The 21573-nt window shown below is 71.9% G+C and carries 18 protein-coding genes and 1 tRNA gene; 6 read left to right on the top strand and 13 right to left on the bottom strand.

Translation table 11 applies throughout. The features are described from left to right. The first annotated feature begins 274 nt into the window (after nt 1-274). A complete protein-coding gene (locus tag Q8791_RS11675; protein WP_330091663.1) occupies nt 275-1483 on the top strand; it encodes a VWA domain-containing protein in 1209 nt (402 codons plus the stop codon). A gap of 125 nt (nt 1484-1608) precedes the next feature. Here the strand turns inward: Q8791_RS11675 and Q8791_RS11680 are convergent, their stop codons facing one another. Then, nucleotides 1609-2421: a GntR family transcriptional regulator gene (locus Q8791_RS11680; protein WP_330091664.1), complete on the bottom strand. Its 813-nt coding sequence runs from the start codon at nt 2419-2421 to the stop codon at nt 1609-1611. An 8-nt stretch (nt 2422-2429) separates the two neighbouring features. Beyond that, a complete protein-coding gene (locus tag Q8791_RS11685) occupies nt 2430-3161 on the bottom strand; it encodes a GntR family transcriptional regulator (RefSeq protein ID WP_330091665.1) in 732 nt (243 codons plus the stop codon). 308 nt (nt 3162-3469) lie between these two features. Between Q8791_RS11685 and Q8791_RS11690 the strand changes: the two genes are divergently transcribed. Next, the gene (locus tag Q8791_RS11690) at nt 3470-3709 is read left to right on the top strand and encodes a hypothetical protein (protein WP_330091666.1); all 240 of its coding nucleotides are present in this window, start codon (nt 3470-3472) and stop codon (nt 3707-3709) included. A 297-nt stretch (nt 3710-4006) separates the two neighbouring features. On the opposite strand, the gene Q8791_RS11695 is transcribed toward Q8791_RS11690, so the two are convergent. The 3 genes from Q8791_RS11695 to Q8791_RS11705 all read right to left on the bottom strand — a co-directional run bounded on the left by Q8791_RS11695 (nt 4007) and on the right by Q8791_RS11705 (nt 7557). After that, nucleotides 4007-5152 carry a cystathionine gamma-synthase gene (locus Q8791_RS11695; RefSeq protein WP_330091667.1) on the bottom strand — a complete coding sequence of 382 codons (1146 nt, stop codon included), beginning with the start codon at nt 5150-5152 and terminating at the stop codon, nt 4007-4009. 99 nt (nt 5153-5251) lie between these two features. Then, entirely contained in the window at nt 5252-5992 is a 741-nt protein-coding gene (locus tag Q8791_RS11700; RefSeq protein WP_330091668.1) for an acyltransferase, read from the bottom strand. 197 nt (nt 5993-6189) lie between these two features. Continuing rightward, nucleotides 6190-7557, bottom strand: coding sequence for a cystathionine beta-synthase (locus tag Q8791_RS11705; RefSeq protein WP_330091669.1), 1368 nt, complete (start codon nt 7555-7557; stop codon nt 6190-6192). 405 nt (nt 7558-7962) lie between these two features. Between Q8791_RS11705 and Q8791_RS11710 the strand changes: the two genes are divergently transcribed. The 3 genes from Q8791_RS11710 to Q8791_RS11720 all read left to right on the top strand — a co-directional run bounded on the left by Q8791_RS11710 (nt 7963) and on the right by Q8791_RS11720 (nt 10965). After that, nucleotides 7963-9015, top strand: a complete 1053-nt coding sequence (locus Q8791_RS11710) for an SGNH/GDSL hydrolase family protein (RefSeq protein WP_330091670.1) — start codon at nt 7963-7965, stop codon at nt 9013-9015. Between the two features lie 144 nt (nt 9016-9159). Further along, on the top strand, nt 9160-10380 hold the full coding sequence (locus Q8791_RS11715; protein WP_330091671.1) for an acetyl-CoA C-acetyltransferase: 1221 nt from the start codon (nt 9160-9162) through the stop codon (nt 10378-10380). Nucleotides 10381-10713: 333 nt separating this feature from the next. Next, nucleotides 10714-10965, top strand: a complete 252-nt coding sequence (locus tag Q8791_RS11720; RefSeq protein ID WP_330091672.1) for a DUF4287 domain-containing protein — start codon at nt 10714-10716, stop codon at nt 10963-10965. 119 nt (nt 10966-11084) lie between these two features. Here the strand turns inward: Q8791_RS11720 and Q8791_RS11725 are convergent, their stop codons facing one another. The 3 genes from Q8791_RS11725 to pruA form a co-directional block, all read right to left on the bottom strand. Beyond that, nucleotides 11085-12017, bottom strand: a complete 933-nt coding sequence (locus tag Q8791_RS11725; protein ID WP_330091673.1) for a Bax inhibitor-1/YccA family protein — start codon at nt 12015-12017, stop codon at nt 11085-11087. A 398-nt stretch (nt 12018-12415) separates the two neighbouring features. Next, the gene (locus Q8791_RS11730; RefSeq protein ID WP_330091674.1) at nt 12416-13342 is read right to left on the bottom strand and encodes a proline dehydrogenase family protein; all 927 of its coding nucleotides are present in this window, start codon (nt 13340-13342) and stop codon (nt 12416-12418) included. A gap of 145 nt (nt 13343-13487) precedes the next feature. Beyond that, nucleotides 13488-15113, bottom strand: coding sequence for an L-glutamate gamma-semialdehyde dehydrogenase (gene pruA, locus Q8791_RS11735; protein WP_330091675.1), 1626 nt, complete (start codon nt 15111-15113; stop codon nt 13488-13490). 142 nt (nt 15114-15255) lie between these two features. On the opposite strand from pruA, the gene Q8791_RS11740 reads away from it, so the two are divergent. After that, nucleotides 15256-17091, top strand: a complete 1836-nt coding sequence (locus Q8791_RS11740) for a helix-turn-helix domain-containing protein (protein WP_330091676.1) — start codon at nt 15256-15258, stop codon at nt 17089-17091. A gap of 346 nt (nt 17092-17437) precedes the next feature. Here the strand turns inward: Q8791_RS11740 and Q8791_RS11745 are convergent. From Q8791_RS11745 to Q8791_RS11765, 5 genes are all read right to left on the bottom strand, one after another. After that, a tRNA-Leu gene (locus Q8791_RS11745) sits at nt 17438-17514 on the bottom strand. Between the two features lie 149 nt (nt 17515-17663). Continuing rightward, nucleotides 17664-19040 carry an NAD(P)/FAD-dependent oxidoreductase gene (locus Q8791_RS11750; RefSeq protein ID WP_330091677.1) on the bottom strand — a complete coding sequence of 459 codons (1377 nt, stop codon included), beginning with the start codon at nt 19038-19040 and terminating at the stop codon, nt 17664-17666. 324 nt (nt 19041-19364) lie between these two features. Then, a complete protein-coding gene (locus tag Q8791_RS11755; RefSeq protein ID WP_330091678.1) occupies nt 19365-20363 on the bottom strand; it encodes a Ppx/GppA phosphatase family protein in 999 nt (332 codons plus the stop codon). Then, complete coding sequence (locus Q8791_RS11760; protein WP_330091679.1) at nt 20360-20974, bottom strand: DUF501 domain-containing protein; 615 nt, start codon at nt 20972-20974, stop codon at nt 20360-20362. Before Q8791_RS11760 ends, Q8791_RS11755 begins: the two co-directional genes overlap by 4 nt. Nucleotides 20975-21060: 86 nt before the next feature. Continuing rightward, the gene (locus Q8791_RS11765; RefSeq protein ID WP_330091680.1) at nt 21061-21432 is read right to left on the bottom strand and encodes an FtsB family cell division protein; all 372 of its coding nucleotides are present in this window, start codon (nt 21430-21432) and stop codon (nt 21061-21063) included. Nucleotides 21433-21573: the final 141 nt, after the last annotated feature.

Below are 21573 nucleotides of genomic sequence, written 5' to 3' on the forward strand. Positions count from 1 at the left end.
CCCGGACAGTTGATCGCCGACCCGGGAGCCGGCCGGGGAACACTCCCCCGGCCGGGCCCACCAGCCCCGGACCCGCGCCCCCATCTCGCCTGCCGCTTCGGTGTCCCGCCCCCGAGCTCCCCCGGCCTCCCGTCCCGCCGGGACCGCGCACGGCAGGGGCGACGGCCGTCGGCGCCCGTCCGTCCGCGGGCAGGACGCCCGGGACGCGGCGCCGGGCGTAGGGTCGTGCCCGACGCGCCCGGAACGGTGCGCCGGGTGGATCGGAGGGGTGCGAGTGAGGTTCCGGTACCGGGAGTACGCAGGCGGGCCCGATCCCCTGGAGGGGCCCGGGCCGTCCGCGGGTGAGGACGCCTCCGACGGGGTCGCGGCAGCGCTGCGGGAGCGGCTGGCCCGGCTGGCGCACGGCGTCGGCCCCACCTCCGGGGCCGAGCATCTGGAGGCCACTGCCCTGGAGGGAGCGCTGCTGCGCTACGAGGAGGGCGATCCCACGGCCCTGGACGGACTGGACCCCGACGCGTCCGGCCCTCCGGACGGGTGGCCGGGCGCGGGGAGCTCCGCGGAGGAGGCTCCCGGAGGCGGGGCCGCCCCGGACGGCGGCCCCCGGGAGGGCCGGGCCGACGTGGGAGCGCCCGCCCGCGGATGGGGACCGCGCGAACTCCGGCGGCTGGGCGAACTGGCGCTGCGCGACATCGAGGCGGTGAGGCGCGTCCGCGGCCATCTGGGCGGGGACCTCCGGGGCGGCGCCGGTCCGGGCGGCGGACCGACCGGCGGCCACCTGCCCCGCGCCGAGGGCGGGGACCGGGCGCTGGACGCGGTCGCGACGGTGCGGGAGGCGGCCCTGCGCCGCGCCCGGCCCGGGGAACGGGACGTGGTCCTGCGCCCGGAGGACGTGCGGGTGGCGGAGACCGAGCCCGCGGAGGCTGCCGCGGTGGCGTTGCTGGTGGACCTGTCCCACTCGATGACGACCCGCTCGCTGCACGAGGCGGCCACCGGCACGGCGCTGGCCCTGCACACGCTGGTCCGGGTCCGCCGCCCGCAGGACCGGCTGCGGCTGGTCGGCTTCGCTGACCGGGCGCGGGTGATGACACCGGCGGAGCTGGCCGCCCACGACTGGAGCCGCGTCCCGGGGACGAACCTGCACCACGCGCTGAGACTGGCGCGGATCCACCTGCGGCGCCACCGCGACCTGCGTCCGCAGGTGATGGTGGTGACCGACGGGGAGCCGACCGCCCACCTGGGCGAGGACGGGGGCGCCCGCTTCTCGTGGCCCCCGGACCCCCGTACGGAGGAGCTGACGCTGGCCGAGCTGGACGCCGCGCTGCGGGAGGGGGCGGAGGTGGCGTTCTTCGTCCTGGCGGACGATCCGCGGCTGCGCGCGTTCCTGGAGCGTGTGGAGCGGCGCCGGGGCGTCCGGGTGGAGCGTGCCGGCGCCGGGGAGCTGGGCCCGCTGGTGGTGGACCGGTACCTGCGCCGCCCCGGCTGACCTCGGGGCCGAGGCCCGCGCGGGCGGACCGCCCGTCCCGGGGACGCCACCCGTGTCAGGGGCCGCCCGTGCCCGCGACGGACGGGCCGCCGCCCCGCGCGGTCACGCGGGGCGGCGCAGGGGTGTCACCGCTCGAAGATGTTGACGTCGGAGGCCATCAGGAGCAGTTCCTCGGGCGCCTGCCCCCCGGAGTACAGGAGCTGGTGCCGGTTGGCGGGCATGATCGTCTCGGTGAACCTCAGGGGGACCTCCCCGTCGTAGGCGACGCGCTCCTGGACGAGCAGGGGGATCCCCGGGCTCAGGCCGAAGGACTCCGCCTCGTCCTGGGAGGGCATCCGGGCGCCGACGATGTCCCAGTTCCACTCCTCCCGGTAGCCGAGGCCCTGGAGGATCGCGGCCACACCCTGCTCCAGCCGGTCGGGGGACATGAGCGGGGTGTTGTTGGCGATGTGGAAGGGGAAGTAGGTCACCTGGGACTGCCACAGGCCGCCGTCGACGAACCGGTCGGAGGCCCGGATGACGACCAGCCCCCCGTGAGGACCGTCCGCGGCCTCGCCGTGGCGGAGCCGTCGGGCCACCTTGGGGCGCATGGTGTCCAGGCTGACCTTGATCTTCTCGTCGATCTGGTCGTATCCGGCCTCGCGCAGGTGCGGCTGGTATCCGGCGTCGAAGCGCTCGGAGTCGCTGCCGCCGCTGATGGGGGTGGCCAGGTGGACGATGGGTCGGTGGTCGGAGACGAAGGCCCCTCGTCCCGCCTGGATGGCGATGCGGCCCTCGTCCTGGAGGATGCGCATGCCGAGGCGCGCGGTGGCCCGGGAGACGTCGAGCTGCTCGGCGAGCTCCTCCTCCCCGGGGAGCCGCTCGCCCGGTTTGTAGTCGCCCCTGGACAGCGCCTCCCGCAGGTGGTCGGCGACCTCGGTCTTCCTCGACGTGCTCATGGGTGTGCTCAGTCCCGGCGGTAGGCGTTCATGTTGCCGTGTTCGTACTGGTAGCGGATGCTGTGCCCCGCGTAGACCGTCTCCACCACACGGATCGGCCTCTCCTCCGAGAGGTCGGTCCGGTGGACCTGCAGTACCGGGACCCCGGGGGGGAGTTCGAGCTGCCCGGCCTCGTGGGGGCTGGGCATGCGGGTCGTGAGTTCGTCGACGAAGCCGACCTGGCGGTGCCCGTGCTCCGCCAGTACGGACAGCGCGCTCTCGACGTCCTCGGGCAGCATGAGCGGGGTGCCGCCGACGAGGTTCATGGGGTAGTACGCGGAACTGATCGAGCCCGAGATCTCACCGGAGAAGCGGTACATCCGCCGGACGACCGTCATGTCGCCCTCGGGGACGCGCAGGCGGCTGGCGATGTCGGGGGTGGCGCTGAGGAGTTGGAGCTCCTCCAGCATCTGCCCGGTCATGCCCGACTCGTTGAGTCCGGGGGGACCGCCCCTGGAGCGGTTGGCGTAGAAGGTCTCCGGGACGACGTCCTGCACGAAGTGGCCCCTGCCGGGGCGGCTGACGATCAGGCCCTGGTTGCGCAGCATGCCGAGGGCCAGTCTGATCGTGTTGCGGGACGCGTCGAAGCGTTCTTCGAGCTGCTTCTCCGACGGCAGCTGTCCGCCGAGCGGCAGGCTTCTCTCCTGGATCTCCCGCCTCAGGGTTCGAGCGATCTGACGGTATCTGCTTTCTGCCCGCATAAGTCAGCCCTCGCTGGGGTACTAGACCAACAACCTAGCTTGTACCAACAAGGTGATCGGTACACCATCCGAACAGGTCCATCCGGTTCTCCTGAACCTATCGTAGATGAAGGCCACCCTAAGTCCAGGGTGGAGCCACCGACGAGACACCCGTGAAGACGACACCGGACAGGCCGCAACCCGCAGGACCGAACACCCGAACACCCTCGACAACGGATACAGCACTCGTGAGAGATCACCTCGCGCCCCCTCACCCCGCACGGGGGCGTACGAAGCACTGAGAAGAGACTTCCCCTGAGGAGACCAGTATGATCCCGATCGTCATCACGCTCGTAGGAGTCGTGCTTCTGGGACTGGCCGTAGGATTCCTGCTCGCCATCTCCATCGGCATGCGCCGCCAGGACCGCCGTGGAACCTACCGCTCCCTGCGGGGCGACGACGGCACCGCGCTCTCCCGCACCGGCAGCCTCGTCGTCGGACTCCGCTTCGCCAACGAGAAGCCCTCCGCGCCACACCCTCCCCAGGACCGCACCTCCACCACGGTCTGAACCGGGAGCACGGGGCCGGAGACGGCGCCGCGGCCCCCGCCGCGGAACCGCGGACCGGCCCGACGGCGGGAGCACCGCCGGAGTGAACGGACCCCCAGCAGGGGTCGCCGCAGGTGCCCGCGGGCACCGCACGGCGGGCTCACCGAGGAGCCCGCCGGCCGGGACCCCGCGCGACACCGGACACGCGGTGCCGGAGAGGCGCCGTGAGGGGCCCGGCGACGAGGCCGGGAGACCCGCACGGCGGGGCCGGACGGGCGTCACGCCGCGGCCCGGCGCCCCAGCCCCCCGGAACACGCCCTAGCCCTCCAGGGCCTGCAACAGATCCGCCACCAGGTCGTCACCGGACTCGATGCCCACGGAGATCCTCACCAGGTCGGAGGGGACCTCCAGCGGGGAGCCCGCGGTGGACGCGTGCGTCATCCGCCCGGGATGCTCGATCAGGGACTCCACCCCGCCCAGGGACTCGCCCAGCGTGAAGACCTCGGTCCGCTCGCACAGGTCCAGCGCGGCCTTCTCCCCGTCGCGCAGAGCGAAGGAGACCATCCCGCCGAAGGACCGCATCTGCCGCTCGGCGACTTTGTGCCCCGGGTGGCCCTCCAGCCCGGGGTAGTAGACCCGCCGGACCGCCGGGTGGCTCTCCAGCGCGGCCACGACGCGCTCCGCGTTGGCGCTGTGCCGGTCCATCCGCACGCCCAGGGTCTTCACTCCGCGCAGGGTCAGCCAGGAGTCGAAGGGCCCCGGAATGGCACCCATGGTGTTCTGGTGGAAGGCCAGCCGCTCCCCCAGCTCCGCGTCGGACACGACCAGGGCGCCCCCGACCACGTCGGAGTGCCCGCCGAGGTACTTGGTGGTGGAGTGCACGACGACGTCCGCGCCCAGGGTCAGCGGCTGCTGGAGGTAGGGCGAGGCGAACGTGTTGTCGACGACGTACAGCGCACCGGCCTCGTGGGCGATCTGCGCGACCGTCTCGATGTCGGTGATGTTCAGGAGCGGGTTGGTGGGCGTCTCGGTCCAGACCACCTTGGTCTCGGGCCGGATCGCCGCGCGCACCGCCTCGGGGTCGGACTGGTCGACCGCGTCCCACCGCACGCCCCAGCGCTCGACCACCTTGGAGACGAGGCGGAAGGTGCCGCCGTAGGCGTCGCCCGGGATGATCATGTGGTCACCAGGCGACAGGACCGTGCGCAGCAGGGTGTCCTCCGCCGCCATCCCGGAGGCGAACGCGAGGCCGCGCGTCCCGGACTCCAGCGCGGCCAGGCACTCCTCCAGCGCGGCGCGCGTGGGGTTGCCGGTGCGCGAGTACTCGTAGCCCTGGCGCAGACCGCCCACACCGTCCTGGGCGTAGGTGCTGGTCTGGTAGATCGGGACCACCACGGCGCCGGTCCCGGCGTCCGGTTCCTGCCCTGCGTGGATGGCCAGTGTTTCAAACCCGTCGAACTTCATGGGGCCACACTAGCGCCCGCGGACCCCTCGGAACCCGTGTTCAGCTGGGAGGGAGCACCGCGAACGGGGGCCGGCGGCGGTCTGCGCGCCGGGCCGGGGTCAGGCGGGCGGGAAGCGGGTGGCCGACCCGGGCAGGGGCGGCTCCACCGGGACCTCGGGGGGCAGTCCGCTGACCGGGGTGGGCACGCGGGTGGGTGTCCCGGTCTCCCGCAGCGGGGGCTCCCATCCGAGGTCGGCGTCGTAGGTGCGCACGACCTTCCCGGGGATGCCCGCGATGACGGCGTGGTCGGGATAGGCGCCGGGGCGGACCACCGTGCCCGCCGCGACGACGGAGTTGCGGCCCAGGTGGACGCCGGGGAGGATGACCGCGTTCGCGCCGATCCAGGTGCCGTCGCCGATGCTGACCGGGTCGTCCACGGGCCACTGGAGGCCGACGGGGATCTCGGTGTTGGCGTAGGCGTGGTTCTGGTCGGTGATGTAGACGTAGGGGCCGGTGTACACGTGGTCGCCGATGTCCACGGACTTGTGGGCGACGATGTGGGAGCCGCGGCCGATGGCGCAGCCCGATCCGATCCGCACGACGGAGCCCTCGCCCAGGTCGTAGTCGGGCCCCATGCCGGCGGCGAGGGTCATGTCGCCGCCCAGGACGGTGTGCACGCCGATCTCGATCCAGGGCTCGCCGTAGAGGGTCGCCGTGGGGAAGGCGATCGCGGACCCCGCCCCGAAGCGCGCGAACTTCCGGGCGGCCCCGGATCCGGCTCGGATCTCGGCCTTGCTTCGGGCGTACGACCAGACGGAGCGGATGATCCAGGACAACAGCCGAGACACGCGTGCTCCCATTTATTACCTGCCAGTAATACTGCCGCGAACATTAGCAGTGTCCGAGTATGCGTCGGAGTGCCCGCTGCCCGCACACCGGGGCCCCGGGACGCGTCCGGAGGGGACGTGTCCCGGGGCCCCGGAGGCCTGCGGGTGTTCGGGTCGTACTCGGGCAGGGGCGGACCGCGGTGGGGCAGGGGCGCCGGGTTCGCGGTCCGCTAGTTGGCCAGGTGGGCCAGCAGGTCCTGGCGGGTGAGAATGCCCACCGGCTTGCCGTCGCGCAGCACCACCAGGGCCCCGGACCCGCGCAGCAGGCGCACGCAGTCGCCGACCGGCGTGCCCGTACCGACCGTGGCGAGCGGCTTGCCCATGTGGGCCTCGACCATGTCGTCCAGCTGGGCGCGGCCGTCGAACAGCGCGTCCAGGAGGTCGCGCTCGGCGATGGAGCCGACCACCTCGGCGGCCATGACCGGCGGCTCCTCCTTCATGACGGGGAGCTGGGAGACGCCGTACTCCCGCATGATCGCGACGGCGGTGCCGACGGTCTCGTCCGGGTGGCTGTGCACGAAGTCGGGCAGCGCCCCGCCCTTGTCCCCGAGGACGTCGCCGGCCGTGGCCTCCTCCGTCTCGTTGGTCAGGAACCCGTAGTCGGACATCCACTCGTCGTTGAAGATCTTGCCGAGGTAACCGCGGCCGCCGTCGGGGAGCAGGACGACGATGACGTCGTCGGGGCCCGCGTCCTTGGCGACGCGCAGGGCGGCCTCGACGGCCAGGCCGCAGGAGCCGCCGACCAGGAGGGCCTCCTCGCGGGCGAGGCGGCGGGTCATCAGGAAGGAGTCCTTGTCGCTGACCGCCACGATCTCGTCGCACACGGTCGTGTCGTAGGTGCCGGGCCAGATGTCCTCGCCCACGCCCTCGACCAGGTACGGGCGGCCGGTGCCGCCGGAGTACACGGAGCCCTCGGGGTCGGCGCCGACGATCTTCACCGCGCCCTGGGAGACCTCCTTGAGGTACCGGCCGGTGCCGCTGATGGTGCCGCCGGTGCCGATGCCCGCGACGAAGTGCGTGATCCGGCCCTCGGTCTGGTCCCAGATCTCCGGGCCGGTGGAGTGGTAGTGCGACTCCGGGTTCTCGACGTTCTCGTACTGGTTGGGCTTCCAGGCGCCGGGGATCTCGGCGGCCAGCCGGTCCGAGACCGAGTAGTAGGACTCGGGGTGGTCGGGTGCGACCGTGGTCGGGCACACCACGACCTCGGCGCCGTAGGCGCGCAGCACGGACAGCTTGTCCGGTCCGACCTTGTCGGGGCAGACGAAGACGCAGCGGTAGCCCTTCTCCTGCGCGACGATCGCCAGACCGATACCGGTGTTCCCGGAGGTGGGCTCGACGATGGTTCCGCCGGGGCGCAGGGCGCCGCTCTTCTCCGCGGCCTCGACCATGCGGAGCGCGATGCGGTCCTTGACCGAGCCTCCCGGGTTGAAGTACTCGACCTTGGCCAGGATCGTCGGCGCGAGCCCCTCCGCGACCTTCCGCAACCGGACGAGAGGGGTGTCCCCCACCAGGTCGATCAGTGAGTCGTGTACCCGCACTTGTGCTCCCTCAGCATCGTGGCGACCGGGTCTTCGGCCCGCCGTGTCCTCGCCCCGGCGGCGAGACCGGGGCCATGGGCCGGTCCGGCCCGTCTCACCCCGACTCTAACGTTTCCCACCAGGGTGTTCGGCGCGTGGAAGACGACGCGGACCGGCACCCGGGCCCGCCCCCGCGCACGGTCGGAGGCGGACCCCCTCGGGGCCGGGCGGCGACGGCGCCGAGGGGCGCCCGGGGCACGGCCCCTCCCGGGACCGGGAGGTGTCGCCCGAACGCCCGTCCACCCTCACCCCGCGGCGCGGACGGTGTGCCGCGCAGGTACGTGACCCGCGGGTTCCCCGCCGGTAACGTCGCACGTGACCGGCGCGCCCCAGGGCAGGCGGGTCCGAGGAATCGGAGGTCGTTCTGTGCTGCGAGCCGCACGTGCACGGCGGATCGCCGCTGCCACCGCGTTCGGTGGCGGCGGGCTCACACTCGTGGGTGGCGGGACGGTGGCGCTCCTCTACCTCCAGGCGAGGTTGGCCCGTCGCGCCGTCGGCACGACCCAGTGGGACCGCCCGGTCGTCAACGGTGTCTACGGAGACGGCGAGGGGCCGCCGGTCCGGATGCTGATGATGGGCGACTCCACCGCCGCCGGGTTCGCGGTCGACAGGGCCGACCAGACCCCCGGCGTCCTCCTCGCCGTCGGGGTCGCTGCGGCGTCGGACCGTCCGGTCCGACTGCGCTGCACCGCCTCCCCCGGCGCCACCTCCGCCAACCTGGCCGCCCAGGCCGAACGCGCGGGGGCCCTGGAGCCGGGTTCGCACTACGACGTGGCGGTCGTCTTCATCGGGGCCAACGACGTCATCCGGCGCGTACGCCCCAACGACGCCATCGCCCGGCTGCGCGACACCGTGCGCGCGCTGGTCGGACAGGGCACCGCCGTGGTCGTCGCGACCTGTCCGGACCTGGGCACCGTCCGCCCCATCGGCTGGCCGCTGCGCACGGTCGCCCGCCGTGCCTCGCGGCAGCTCGCCGCGGCGCAGACGATCGCCGTCACCGAGGTGGGCGGTCGCACCGTGTCCCTGAGCGACATCCTCTCCGACGACTTCCGGACGGACCCTACGGCGATGTTCGGGCCTGACCGTTTTCATCCGTCAGCTCGCGGGTACGCGCAGGCCGCGTTCGCGGTCCTCCCCTCCGCCTGCGCAGCCCTGGGGCTGCTCCCGGAGCTGGACGAGGTCCGCAGGACGCGGGGCATCCTGCCCGTCGACCGGGCGGCCGTCGTCGCCGCGGAGACCCCCGGCACGGAGGTCTCCCGCGCGGGAGCCCACGTCAGCGAACAGCCGACGGGGGCGCGCGGGCGGTGGGCCGCGCTCATCCGGAGCCCCTTCCGGCTCCGGGCCCACGGCGAGCACGAGGAGAGCACAGCCGAACTCGGTGCGGCCGACACCGCGCAGCTCCCCGGCGACTCCGCCTGAAGGCCGCCCCCGGGTGGCGGGAGGAGGGGCCGTACGGGTTTACTGGGCGGTAACAAGACATGCTGTGACCTGTCCCGGCGCGCCGACCGCCCGGCCGAAACCCACAGCCAGCCCGCAGCACCCCAACCGATAGGGACGAAGCCCATGCCCGAAGCAGTCATCGTCGCCACCGCCCGCTCCCCGATCGGCCGCGCCTTCAAGGGCTCGCTCAAGGACATCCGCCCGGACGACCTGACCGCCCAGATCATCGGGGCCGCCCTGGCCAAGGTCCCCCAGCTGGACCCCGCGGGCATCGACGACCTGATGCTCGGCTGCGGCCTGCCCGGCGGCGAGCAGGGCTTCAACATGGCCCGGATCGTGGCCGTCCAGCTCGGCCTGGACACCGTCCCCGGCACCACCGTGACGCGCTACTGCTCCTCCTCGCTCCAGACCACCCGGATGGCCTACCACGCCATCAGGGCGGGCGAGGGCGACGTGTTCGTCTCCGCCGGCGTCGAGACCGTCAGCCGCTTCGCCCACGGCAGCAGCGACAACCCGCAGAACGAGAACCCGCTCTTCGCCGACGCCAAGGCGCGCACCGAGAAGCGCAAGGAGGGCGGCGCCCAGGCCTGGACCGACCCGCGCGAGGACGGCCTGCTGCCCGACGCCTACATCGAGATGGGCCAGACCGCCGAGAACGTCGCCCAGATCACCGGCGTCTCCCGGCAGCGCCAGGACGAGTTCGCGGTCCGCTCGCAGAACCTCGCCGAGAAGTCCCTCGACAACGGCTTCTGGGAGCGCGAGATCACCCCGGTGACCCTCCCCGACGGCACCGTGGTCAGCACCGACGACGGCATCCGCCGCGGCACCACCTACGAGAAGGTCGCGGGCCTCAAGCCGGTGTTCCGCCCCGACGGCACCGTCACCGCGGGCAACGCGTGCCCCCTCAACGACGGCGCCTCCGCCGTGGTCGTCATGAGCGACACCAAGGCCGCCCAGCTCGGCATCACCCCGCTGGCGCGCATCGTGTCCACCGGCGTGACCGGCCTGAGCCCGGAGATCATGGGCCTGGGCCCGGTCGAGGCCTCCCGGCAGGCCCTCGCCCGCGCCAACATGGCCATCGGCGACATCGACCTGGTCGAGATCAACGAGGCGTTCGCCGCGCAGGTGCTGCCCTCGGCCGACCAGTTGGGCATCGACATCGACGGCACCCTCAACGTCAACGGCGGCGGCATCGCGGTCGGCCACCCGTTCGGCAGCACCGGCGCCCGCATCACCGGCACGCTGATCAACGGCCTCCAGTTCCACGACCGGACGTTCGGCCTCGAGACCATGTGCGTGGGCGGCGGCCAGGGCATGGCGGCGATCTTCGAGCGCCTGAGCTAGGGCCGTCCCGTGCGGGCCCCGGGGCCCGCGCCCCGGTCCGGCCGGAACAGCCCGAGGGCCCTCGGCCGCCTCCCGGATTCCGGGGGGGCCGAGGGCCCTTCTTCGCATTCATGGATATTTCCGACACTCCACCGATGAACGCCCTTACCCCTGCACTTCGCCGGAACGCGTGTTTTTCCCTTATGTCGCATCCGGGATCGTCTGTCGGTCCGCGTGAGGCGAACGTTCCCGCACGGGCAAGGTAAAAGCTGATGACCGGGGCTTGTCCAGAACGTGATCCTGATGCAGGGTCGCAGATAAGTGCCACACGCCGAAGCGCTGCCGGAGGTGCCTATGTCGGTAACCCACTCGCCGGAGATCCACGCCAAGCTCATCGAACGCATCCCGGTCGTCACCGGCCGAGGACTCCACGAGTGGTTCGACGCCCTCGACAAGGGACCGGGGCTGCTCCGCTGCCAGGACAGGTCCAACTGGCTCGCGGACGAGTACGAGCTCCCCCAGTGGTACGCACAGGCCCTCGTGACGGAGTACGACCGCCGTCGCAGGAACCGTTCGATCCCCGCACCGCGGCCCGAGAACGCCTGACCACAGGTCCCACGACCGACACCGCACGCGACATGACGAAGGGGCCACCACCCGGATGCCCCGGGTGGTGGCCCCTCGCCGCGCGACGTGAAACCGTGTCGACCGACGGCCGCCGACCGCTAGTCGGCGAAGATCGTCTTGATGATCCAGAGCAGGCGCAGGATCTCGATGTAGAGCCAGACCAGGGAGACGGTCAGGCCGAAGGCGAACTGCCAGGCGAACTTGTTCGGGATCCCGGCGTTCAGGCCCTCCTCGATCCCCCGGAACTCCAGGGCGAGGGTGCAGGCCGCGATGACGACGAACACGAGGCCGACGATCAGGCCGAGCGGGCTGGGCTCGCGGATGCCGATGCCGCCGGAGACGAAGAAGCTGGCCACGAAGTTCACCAGCATGAGCGCGGCGGCGCCCATGGTGGCGTACATGACGACCTTCATGAAGCCGTCGGTCACCTTGATGATGCGGAACTTGTAGAGCGCCAGCATCACGGCGAACACCATGACGGTGCCCAGCACCGCCTGGGTGACGAGGGCGCCACCCGCACCGGCGTCACCGGTCGTCGCCTCCAGGGACGAGGCCAGGAGCGCCGAGAGCCCGCCGACGAGCAGGCCCTCCAGGGCCGCGTAGGCGAGGATCGCGACGGGGTTGGTGATCTGCTTGAAGGCGATCACCAGCCCGAGCACCAGGCCGCCGAGGGCGCCGACGATCATCAGACCGAGGGTCAGGCCCGGGGCGAACGGGTCGAAGAGGAAGTAGTTGACGACGGCGAAGAGCGCGACGACACCGAGGGTCATTCCGGTGCGCACGACGACGTCGTCGATGGTCATCCGCTGCTCGCCGGCGCCCTGCGCCGGTCCGCCCGGGTATCCCTGCTGGGGGTAGCCCTGCTGGGGGTATCCCTGCTGCGGGTACTGCTGGCCGTACCCCTGCTGCGGGTACGGCTGTCCGTACCCCGGCTGGCCGTAGCCCTGCTGACCGTACCCCTGGTGGGGGGCCCCGGCCGGGGCCTGCTGAAGTGCCCGCTTGAGGACGGGGTTGGAACTCCGCATCCGCATGTCTAGTAATGGCCTTTCACGCGTGGATTGCTGCCCACAAGGTAACGTACGGCACTGACACGGGGTTCCGCCGGACAGGTCACCGTTGGGAAACGGGTCGGACCGCCGGCCGCGGTGTCGCGCGCGGCGCTGAGCGCCCGTCCCCCGCGGGGGACGACGCGGGTCCGTGCCCGCCGAGCGGACACGGACCCGGTACCGGCCGGAGGCGAGGGATAGGGCGTGTTCCGTGGATGCTTTCGGTTGACTCGGCGCTTGCGCCGATCGACGCGAGCGGCTTCCAGGCCATCTCTCGCAAGACGAGTAGCGCAGGTCAGCCCGGGTTTGGCTGTCCAAGCGCAGTCGGCGCAGCGAGAGGCAGCCTGGGGGACGCGAGCCCGGAATGATCCGCGGAACGCGGCCTAGCCGCGCGTCACCAGCGAACGGGCGAGGAAGAGCACGTTGGCCGGGCGCTCCGCCAGACGGCGCATGTAGTAGCCGTACCACTCGGTGCCGTACGGGACGTAGACGCGCATCTTCTTGCCCTCGGCGGCGAGTCGGACCTGCTCCGCGTCGCGGATCCCGTAGAGCATCTGGTACTCGTAGTCGTCCGCCGAACGGCCGTTGACCTGGGCCAGCTCACCGGCGATGGCGACCATGCGCGGGTCGTGCGAGGCGACCATCGGGTAGCCGTCGCCCTCCATGAGAACGCGCAGCGCGCGCACGTACGCCTTGTCGACCTCGGCCTTGTCGCGGTAGGCGACCGACTCGGGCTCGTCGTAGGCGCCCTTGCACAGGCGCACTCGGGAACCGGCGCCGCTGAGGTCGCGGCAGTCCGCCACGGTGCGGCGCAGGTAGGCCTGGAGCACCGCGCCCACGAACGGGAAGTCCTCGCGCAGCTCGCGCAGGATTCCCAGGGTGGAGTCGACGGTGGTGTGGTCCTCCATGTCGAGGGTCACCGTGGTGCCGATCGCCTTGGCCGCCTCGGCGATCTGCCGGGCGTTCTCCAGGGCGATCTTCTCGCCGTCCCTGTCGAGGAACTGGCCGACGGCCGAGAGCTTGACCGACACCTCGGCCCGGTCTCCCAGACCGGCCTCGCCGAGTGCGGCGAGAAGGTCCTGGTAGGCGGTCACCGTCGCCGTGGCCTGCGCCGTGTCGGCGGTGTCCTCACCCAGGAAGTCCAGGGTGACGTAGCGGTCCCGGGTCAGGTCCGCGACGGAGGGGAGCGCCTCCTCCAGGGTGGAGCCCGCCACGAACCTGTGGACCATGGCCCGGGTCATGGGGGTGCGCTCGACGATGGTGCGGCAGGTCGCGGACCTGGCAGCGAGCAGAAGTGGCTTACGAAGCATGGTGACCTCGAAGAAGACGTGCACGAGCCTGTGGGCTGGCGCGGACGGGGCAGCGGCCGGGGGGTGTCCCCGCGGTGCCGGTGGATTCCTCGGGGGGCGGAAGGTGCCGCACCCCCTCAGGACGGGAGGGGGTGCGGACCCGGGACTACCCCTGGTGGGGGTAGGAGGAGACCGTCGGCGCGACGAACGTCTCCTTGATGGCACGCGGGCTGGACCAGCGGGACAGGTTCTGCGCGGAACCGGCCTTGTCGTTGGTGCCGGAGGCGCGTCCGCCGCCGAAGGGCTGCTGGCCCACGATGGAGCCGGTCGGCCGGTCGTTGATGTAGAAGTTGCCGGCCGCGAAGCGCAGCGCCTCGGTGGCCTTGGCGACGGCGGCACGGTCCTTGGCCAGGATGGCGCCGGTCAGGGCGTAGGCCGAACCCTCGTCGACGACCTTGAGGATGTCGTCGAACTCGTCGTCCTCGTACACGTGGACGGCCATGACCGGACCGAAGTACTCGGTGCGGAACACGTCGTTGGTCGGGTCCGTGCCCTCGATGATGGTCGGGCGCACGAAGTAGCCGACGGAGTCGTCGGCGGTCCCGCCCGCGATGATCTCCAGGGTCGGGTCGGACTTGGCGTCCTCCAGGACCTTGGCCAGCTTGTCGAAGGAGCGGCGGTCGATGACGGCGCCGATGAAGTTCGACAGGTCGGTGACGTCGCCCATGGTCAGGGCCTCGGTCTCGGCGACCAGGTCGTCGCGGACCTGCTCCCACACCGAGCGGGCGACGAAGGCGCGCGAGGCTGCCGAGCACTTCTGCCCCTGGTACTCGAAGGCGCCGCGGACGATCGCGGTGCGCAGGACCTCGGGGTCGGCGGAGGAGTGCGCGACGATGAAGTCCTTGCCGCCGGTCTCGCCGACGATCCGCGGGTAGCTGCGGTACGAGGAGATGTTCTCGCCGACGCTCTTCCACAGGTGCTGGAAGGTCTTGGTCGAACCGGTGAAGTGCACACCGGCCAGCTCGGGGTCGTTCAGGGCGACGTCGGAGACGGCGAGGCCGTCACCGGTGACCATGTTGATGACGCCCGGGGGCATCCCGGCCTCCTCCAGGAGGCGCATGGTCAGCTCGGCGGCGAACTGCTGGGTCGGGGACGGCTTCCACACGACCACGTTGCCCATGAGGGCCGGGGCGGTGGGGAGGTTGCCCGCGATGGCGGTGAAGTTGAAGGGGGTGATCGCGTAGACGAACCCCTCCAGCGGGCGCTGCTCCATGCGGTTCCAGACGCCGCGGACGCTCAGCGGCTGCTGGGCGATCAGGTCGCGGGCGTAGGAGACGTTGAAGCGCCAGAAGTCGATGAGCTCACAGGCCGCGTCGATCTCCGCCTGCTGCGCGGTCTTGGACTGGCCGAGCATGGTGGCGGCGTTGATGGTGGCGCGCCAGGGGCCGGCGAGGAGGTCGGCTGCGCGCAGGATGATGGCGGCGCGGTCGTCGAAGGACATCGCGCGCCACGCCGGTGCGGCGGCCTTGGCCGCGGCGACGGCGGCGCGGGCGTCGTCGTGGGTCGCGTTGCGCATGGTGCCCAGGACGGCGGCGTGACGGTGCGGCTGCACGACGTCGATGGGCTCTCCGCCGCCCATGCGGCTCTCGCCGTTGATGCGCATCGGCAGGTCGATGCTCTGCTTGCCGAGCTCCTCCAGCGTGGCGACGAGCTCGGCGCGCTCGGCGCTGCCGGGCGCGTAGGACAGAACGGGTTCGTTCTGCGGCAGCGGGACGTTGGTCACGGCGTCCATGGGCACCTCCCCAGTTAAGAATGTCCCTGAAACGAGCAGGGTTGAGCTGACTCAACGCTCTCAGAACAAGGCCGTGCGAACCTTGTGGGGCAGGCCACTCTTTGCCCGCCTTATTTGTTCACTAGGACAAAATGGGACACATATGAGTACTGACACCCCACCACCGGGCCCGTTTCACTCCGCTGGCGGCGACGCGCACCGGCCAGGATCGGGGACGAGCGTCTTCGCAGGTCATTCCACCCACGACGGGGAGGGGACGACGGGCGTCCCGTTGCGCAGACTACTCCTGGCGCTCGGCGACCCCGTCGTGGACGTGGCCGCCGCACCGGGCGGGCTCGATGTCCAGGTGGACAACGTCGTCATCCTGGACCCCGAGGACCGCGCCGAGGTCCGCGAGGGCGACCTGGTGCTCCTGATCGGGGCCCGCGGCGCGGCCGCGCGGCGGCTCGTCCGGACGCTGGCCGAACAGGGCGCCACGGCGGTCGCCGTCAAGGCCGGCGGGCACGCCCAGGAGGACGTGATGCCGCCCGGGGGCTCCAGGACGGGTCGTCCGCGACCGGGCGGGACCGACGAGTCGCGGGCCCTGCGGAACGAGGCGCGGGAGGCGGGGATCGCGCTCCTCGCCGTCCGCGCCGAGGTGCGCTGGGACCAGTTGCAGGCGGTGTGCCAGAGCATCGTGGACGACGCCCGGCTCACCGCCGTCGAGGACCCGGGCGAGTCCGGCGGCGACCTGTTCTCGATGGCCCAGACGATCGCCCATCTGACCGGGGGGCTGGTGAGCATCGAGGACGCGGCCAGCCGGGTGCTGGCCTACTCCAGCGGCGCGGAGGTCGACGAGCTGCGGCGGCTGTCGGTGCTGGGCAGGCGCGGGCCTGAGTCGTACCTGGCTCTGCTGCGCGAGTGGGGCGTGTTCGCCAAACTGCGTGCGGGCGAGGAGGTGGTGCGTATCGAGGAGCACCCCGACCTGGGCATCCGCCGCCGCCTGGCGGTGGGCATCCACGCGGGACGGCAGCCGCTCGGGGCGATCTGGGTGCAGGAGGGGGCGGTACCGCTGGCCGAGAACGCCGAGGAGGCGCTGCTGGGCGCCGCACGCACCACCGCGCTGCAGATGATCCGGCAGCGCAGCCAGGCCAGCGCGGGACTGCGGTTGCGCGAGGACCTGCTGTCGAGCCTGCTGGAGGGGCGGATCGACGCCGGCGCGCTGGCCGACACGGTGGAGGTGCACGCCGACCGCGGCGCGCTGGTGGTGGCGTTCTCGCTGTTGGAGGCCCCGGACGGCACAGGCGAGGAGCGTGCGGAGCGCCCCGACCGGCCCGCCCGGGAGTTGCGGCGGCGGCAGCTGATCGACCTGGTGTCGGTGCACACCGCGGCCTACCGTCGCAGTGCCCTGGTGACGGAGCTGGGCGGCCGGGTGTACGTCCTGCTGCCGGACCTGGAGCGCGGCCGGGAGGGGTGGCGTGGGATGGAGCAGTCGGTGCTCGCGCTGACGCGCAAGACGGTGGCGGCGGCGCGCACAGCCCTGGGCGCCCGGGTGCAGGCGGCGGTGGGTTCGCTGATGGAGCAGCTCGCGGACGTGCCGGACTCACGGGCGGAGGCCGACCGGGTGCTGGACGCGATGGGCCGCGACCTGGAGCGGAACCTGGACTGGGAGGTGGCGACCATCTCGGACGTGCGCTCGCGGGTGCTGATCAGCGAGACGCTGGCCCGGCTGAGGGAGGACCCGTCGCTGCGCGATCCGCGGGTGAGCCGGTTGATCGAGCACGACCGCGCGGGCGGCGCGGACCTGGTGCACTCGCTCCTGGCCTACCTGGAGGCGTTCGGGGACGCGCGGTCGGCGGCCGAGCGGCTGCACATCCATCCCAACACGCTGAGGTACCGGGTGCGCAGGGCGGCGTCGGTGAGCGGGATCGATCTGGGCGACCCGGGGGAGCGGCTGTTCACGCAGTTGCAGCTGCTGATGGAGCAGCAGAGCACGTGACCCCGCCCCAGGGGGTGTGTGCGTGAGGGCGCCGCCGGGATGCTGCAGGACGAGTCAAGCCGCGAGCGAGGAACGAGCGACAGGCACCGACGAGGACGAAGCACCCCGGCCACCGGGCGCCCGAACACGGGGCGAAGCAAAGCGGAGCCCCCAACAGCAAGGACTTGCCGGTCAAGACCCGCCCCGCCCCAGGGGGTGTGTGCGTGAGGGCGCCGCCGGGGCGCTGCAGGACGAGTCAAGCCGCGAGCGAGGAACGAGCGACAGGCGCCGACGAGGACGAAGCACCCCGGCTACCGGGCGCCCGAACACGGGGCGAAGCGAAGCGGAGCCCCCAAACAAACACTGCTGGTACCCCCGGTCGGACTCGAACCGACACTTGTGACCCTTTTAGGGGGCCTGCCTCTTCCATTGGGCTACGAGGGCGAGCCCATCATACCGGCCGGGCCGATTGCCCACTTTGGTTGAGCTTGGCCGGTTATGGTCACGAAAAGACCGGCTCCCCTGGGGAAACCGGCCGTTTCGTGCGTCTGGGACGGAGGCCGCGCGGGTGGGTGTCACGCGGCCGTGCCGTGTCAGCTCACCCGGCGGAGGCGGCCGTCCTCGATCTGCGGCTGGCTGGCCTCCTCGAAGGCCTGGCGGGGCTCGGCCATCTCCGGGAGCGCGGCGAAGTCGCGGCGCAGGAAGAGGGCGAGCGTCCAGTCCGACAGCACCCGCATCTTGCGGTTGAAGGTCGGGACCGCGAACAGGTGGTAGGCCCGGTGGGCGTACCAGGCGAGGCGGCCGTTCAGCTTGATCACGCCGAACAGCTGGGCCGCGCCCTTGTGCAGGCCGAGCCCGGCGACAGCGCCGAGGTTCTTGTGCTTGTAGGCGGTGAGCTCGGTGTTGCGCAGCGAGGCGATCACGTTGCCGGCGAGCACCGGGGCCTGGCGGACGGCGTTCTGGGCGTTGGGCGGGTAGTAGCCGCCGTTGCCGTCGGGGACCTGGGCGTTGTCGCCTCCGGCGAAGGCGTTCTCCACACCGTTGACGGTGAGGAACTCGCTCGTGTCCACGTGGCCCTTGGGGCCGAGGGGCAGGTCGCTGGCGGCGACGACGGGGCTGGGCTTGACGCCCGCGGTCCATACGAGGGTGCCCGCGTCGAACTCGGCGCCGTCGCTGAGCTTGATGTGCTGGTCGGTCGCCGACTCCAGGAACGTCTTGAGCCGGACGTCGATGCCGCGGCGGCGCAACTGGTTGAGGGCCTTGCTCCCGACCTCGGGGCCGACCTCGGGCAGGATCTTGTCGGCCGCCTCGATGAGGTAGAACCGCACGTCCTCGAGGTCGATCGAGTGGTGGAACCGGACCGCGTCGCGGACCATGTCCTCCAGCTCGGCGATGGCCTCGGCGCCGGCGAAGCCTCCGCCGACGAAGACGAAGTTCAGCGCCTTGCGCCGGGTGGCCTCGTCGTCGGTGGAGTCCGCGATGGTGAGCTGGTTGAGGACGTGGTTGCGGAGGTAGGCGGCCTCCTCCACGGTCTTGATCCCGATGCCCCACTCGGCCAGCCCGGGGATGGGCAGGGTGCGCGAGACGGCGCCCGCGGCCATGACCAGGTGGTCGTAGGCGATGGTCTCCGGCTCGCCGACGTTGGGCTCGTAGCGGACCTGGCGGTCGGCGTGGTCGATGCGCACGACGCGCCCGCCCAGGACGCGGACCCGGTCGAAGACCTTGCGCAGCGGGACGACGACGTGGCGCGGCGAGATGTTGCCGGACGCGGTCTCGGGCAGGAAGGGCTGGTAGGTCATGTAGGAGTTGGGGTCGATGACGGTGATCCGCGCCTCGCCCGCCCCGAGCTTCTTCTCCAGCCGCCTCGCGGTGTACATCCCGAGGTAACCGCCGCCGACGATGAGGATGTGCGGGATCTCCGCCTCGTCCCCTCCGCCGTGTACCAGCCGGTAGTTCCTGCTCTCGGTCATCGCATGTCCGCCCTAAAGGTTTCTGTCGCGCCCGTCCGAGGCCGCGAAGGTCTCGCGGTCTCCGGTCGCCCGCACTCGCGTTCCAGCGGGGCACCACCCCCGTGGGGGTACCCGACTTTTCGGGTGGTGCTTGTGCATTCTTTCACAAGCACCTACCGACAGAGAAGGTTCACATCTGCTCACCTTCCCACCACTTCCACACCGGCAAGTCTTGCATCTTCGCAGGTCAGAGTGGTTGTGAAAGCATTCACAAGAGCATTTCGGGGTGATGCGTCTCACCCGGAGGACCCTGTTCGAGGTCCCCGAAAGACCCTTGCGGAACGCCTACGCCTGGACCACGAGGCTCCAGGCGACACCGTCGAGGATGTCGTGCTCACTCGTCGTGAACGCGTCCGCCCCCGTGCGGGCGAGCACCCGCGACAGGATGAGCGCGCCCGCGCCGATGACGTCCACCCGGCCGGGGTGCATGACACCGATCTCCGACCGCTCCGCCGAGGTCGCCCCGAGGAGCTCCCCGGTGATGCGGTCGAGGTCGGCCGCGCCCACACGGGAGTGGTGGATCCGCTCCGCGTCGTAGGCGGGCAGGTCCAGTGCGATGCCGGCGACCGTGGTCGCGGTTCCCGCGACGCACACGACCGATCCCGCCTCGCGCAGCGGTACGACCCGCTCGACCTCGTCGAGCGCCGCGTCGATGTCGGCGGTGGCCGCGGCGATCTGCCCGGCCGTGGGCGGGTCGTCGCGCAGGTGCCGCTCGGTCATGCGCACGCAGCCGACGTCCACCGACAGCGCCGCGCGGACCAGCTCGCCGTCCTCGCCGCCCTCCGTGCCCGTCCCCAGGACGAACTCGGTGGAGCCGCCGCCGATGTCCACCACCAAGAACGGCGGGGAGAGCTCACTTGTTCCGTCCTCCGCCGCCTCGGCGTCGAACTCGGCGGTGGCGCCCACGAACGACAGCTCGGCCTCGTCGAGGCCGGTGACCACCTCGGGCTCCACGCCGATGATCTCGCGGACCCCGTCGATGAACACCTTGCGGTTGGCCGCGTCCCGGGTGGCGCTGGTGGCGACCATGCGCACCGCGTCCGGCCCCAGGGTGATGCCGTGGGCCTCGATGGCCTCGGCGTAGCCGCGGAGCGCCTCGAAGGTCCGCTCCAGGGCCTCGGGGGAGAACTCCCCGGTCTCGTCGACGCCCTCGCCCAGCCGCACGATCTCCATGCGCCTGTCGACGTCGACCACCTGCACCTCGTCGCCGTCGATGTGCACCACGTCGGCGATCAGCAGCCTGATGGAGTTGGTTCCGCAGTCGATCGCCGCGACACCGCTCATGACCCGTTCCCCTCACTGCCCTCACGGGCGTCCTCGTCGACACACACGCACGGGCCCTTGTCCCACCAGTGCGGCAGTTCCTCCAGCGCCTCGGCGCCGAAGGGGTTGGTGCCCGGTGCGGCCAGCTCGTGGCCGACCAGCGCGTGCAGGCACTTGACGCGGGTGGGCATGCCACCGGTGCTCTGCATGCCCTCGGGCAGCGGCTCGACCCCGTCCAGGCGCGCCTGCTCGGCCCTCTCCTCGACGTAGGACTCGTGGGCCTCGGTGTAGGCCTCACGGAGCTCCGGGTCCGTCCCCAGACGCTCCTGCATCTCGCGCATCCGGCCGGAGTTCTCCATCCGGCCGATGGCCGAGGCCGCGCGCGGGCACGTGAGGTAGTACAGCGTCGGGAAGGGGGTCCCGTCCTCCAGGCGGGGCGCGGTGCGCACCACGTCGGGGAGGCCGCACGGACAGCGGTGCGCGACCCCGCGCACTCCGCGCGGGGTACGGCCGAGCTGGAGTTCGATGGCGGCGATGTCGCGGGCGGCGACCGGGTTCTCGGAGTGGCCGTCGGGGCCGGCGTCCGCCGGTCCGGCGGCGCGCCCGGGCACGGGCTGATCAGCGGAAGTCATGGCGCACCCAGCATAGGGCCGCACCCGCACCCCTGCCGCCCTCGGGGACGGGACCCCGGTCACGGCGCCGCGCCCGGCGGCGGCGGTCAGAGTCCGTCGTCGGGCGGCGGGCTGTCCGCCTCCTCGACCGAGCGCCACAGGGTGGTGAACCACGGCTCGCTCGGACCGGTCTCGGCCTCGTCGTCGTCCTCGGCGTCCCGGGGGATGACGATGTAGGCGGTCTCCCCGGGGTACTGGTAGTGCAGCCGCGCACGGGCCTCGCGTTCGACGTACTCGTCCTGGGTGAGCTCCTGCTCGCGCTCGCGCAGGTAGAGGACGTTCTCCTCCATACGCGCGCGTTCTTCCTGGAGCTGGGCGATCTGGGCCCGCTGCGCCACGTACTCGCGCAGCGGGTAGGCCAGGCTCAGCGCGATGACGCACACCACGAGGGCGAGGATCGCCGCACGGCTGGTGAGCATGGGTCGCACCCTGGGGGCGGTGCGACCCCTGCTCTTCCCCGGGCCCCTGCCCTTGCCGGGGCCGGCGCCCTTGGGTCCCGCCTTGCTCCGGGCAGCCCTGCCCGTCGGCCTGTCGGCTTTGGACGCCTTCTCGGCCTTTGG

Origin of the sequence: Nocardiopsis codii (genome assembly GCF_036327455.1) — a bacterium.
Classification (GTDB): domain Bacteria; phylum Actinomycetota; class Actinomycetes; order Streptosporangiales; family Streptosporangiaceae; genus Nocardiopsis; species Nocardiopsis codii.

Coding starts and splice junctions, on each gene's coding strand:
- Q8791_RS11685 (WP_330091665.1), bottom strand. CDS start 3,161: ATGCGGGCAGAAAGCAGATACCGTCAGATCGCTCGAACCCTGAGGCGG.
- Q8791_RS11695 (WP_330091667.1), bottom strand. CDS start 5,152: ATGAAGTTCGACGGGTTTGAAACACTGGCCATCCACGCAGGGCAGGAA.
- pruA (WP_330091675.1), bottom strand. CDS start 15,113: ATGGACGCCGTGACCAACGTCCCGCTGCCGCAGAACGAACCCGTTCTG.
- Q8791_RS11750 (WP_330091677.1), bottom strand. CDS start 19,040: ATGACCGAGAGCAGGAACTACCGGCTGGTACACGGCGGAGGGGACGAG.
- Q8791_RS11700 (WP_330091668.1), bottom strand. CDS start 5,992: ATGGGAGCACGCGTGTCTCGGCTGTTGTCCTGGATCATCCGCTCCGTC.
- Q8791_RS11690 (WP_330091666.1), top strand. CDS start 3,470: ATGATCCCGATCGTCATCACGCTCGTAGGAGTCGTGCTTCTGGGACTG.
- Q8791_RS11680 (WP_330091664.1), bottom strand. CDS start 2,421: ATGAGCACGTCGAGGAAGACCGAGGTCGCCGACCACCTGCGGGAGGCG.
- Q8791_RS11765 (WP_330091680.1), bottom strand. CDS start 21,432: ATGCTCACCAGCCGTGCGGCGATCCTCGCCCTCGTGGTGTGCGTCATC.
- Q8791_RS11760 (WP_330091679.1), bottom strand. CDS start 20,974: ATGACTTCCGCTGATCAGCCCGTGCCCGGGCGCGCCGCCGGACCGGCG.
- Q8791_RS11720 (WP_330091672.1), top strand. CDS start 10,714: ATGTCGGTAACCCACTCGCCGGAGATCCACGCCAAGCTCATCGAACGC.
- Q8791_RS11740 (WP_330091676.1), top strand. CDS start 15,256: ATGAGTACTGACACCCCACCACCGGGCCCGTTTCACTCCGCTGGCGGC.
- Q8791_RS11730 (WP_330091674.1), bottom strand. CDS start 13,342: ATGCTTCGTAAGCCACTTCTGCTCGCTGCCAGGTCCGCGACCTGCCGC.
- Q8791_RS11725 (WP_330091673.1), bottom strand. CDS start 12,017: ATGCGGATGCGGAGTTCCAACCCCGTCCTCAAGCGGGCACTTCAGCAG.
- Q8791_RS11755 (WP_330091678.1), bottom strand. CDS start 20,363: ATGAGCGGTGTCGCGGCGATCGACTGCGGAACCAACTCCATCAGGCTG.
- Q8791_RS11715 (WP_330091671.1), top strand. CDS start 9,160: ATGCCCGAAGCAGTCATCGTCGCCACCGCCCGCTCCCCGATCGGCCGC.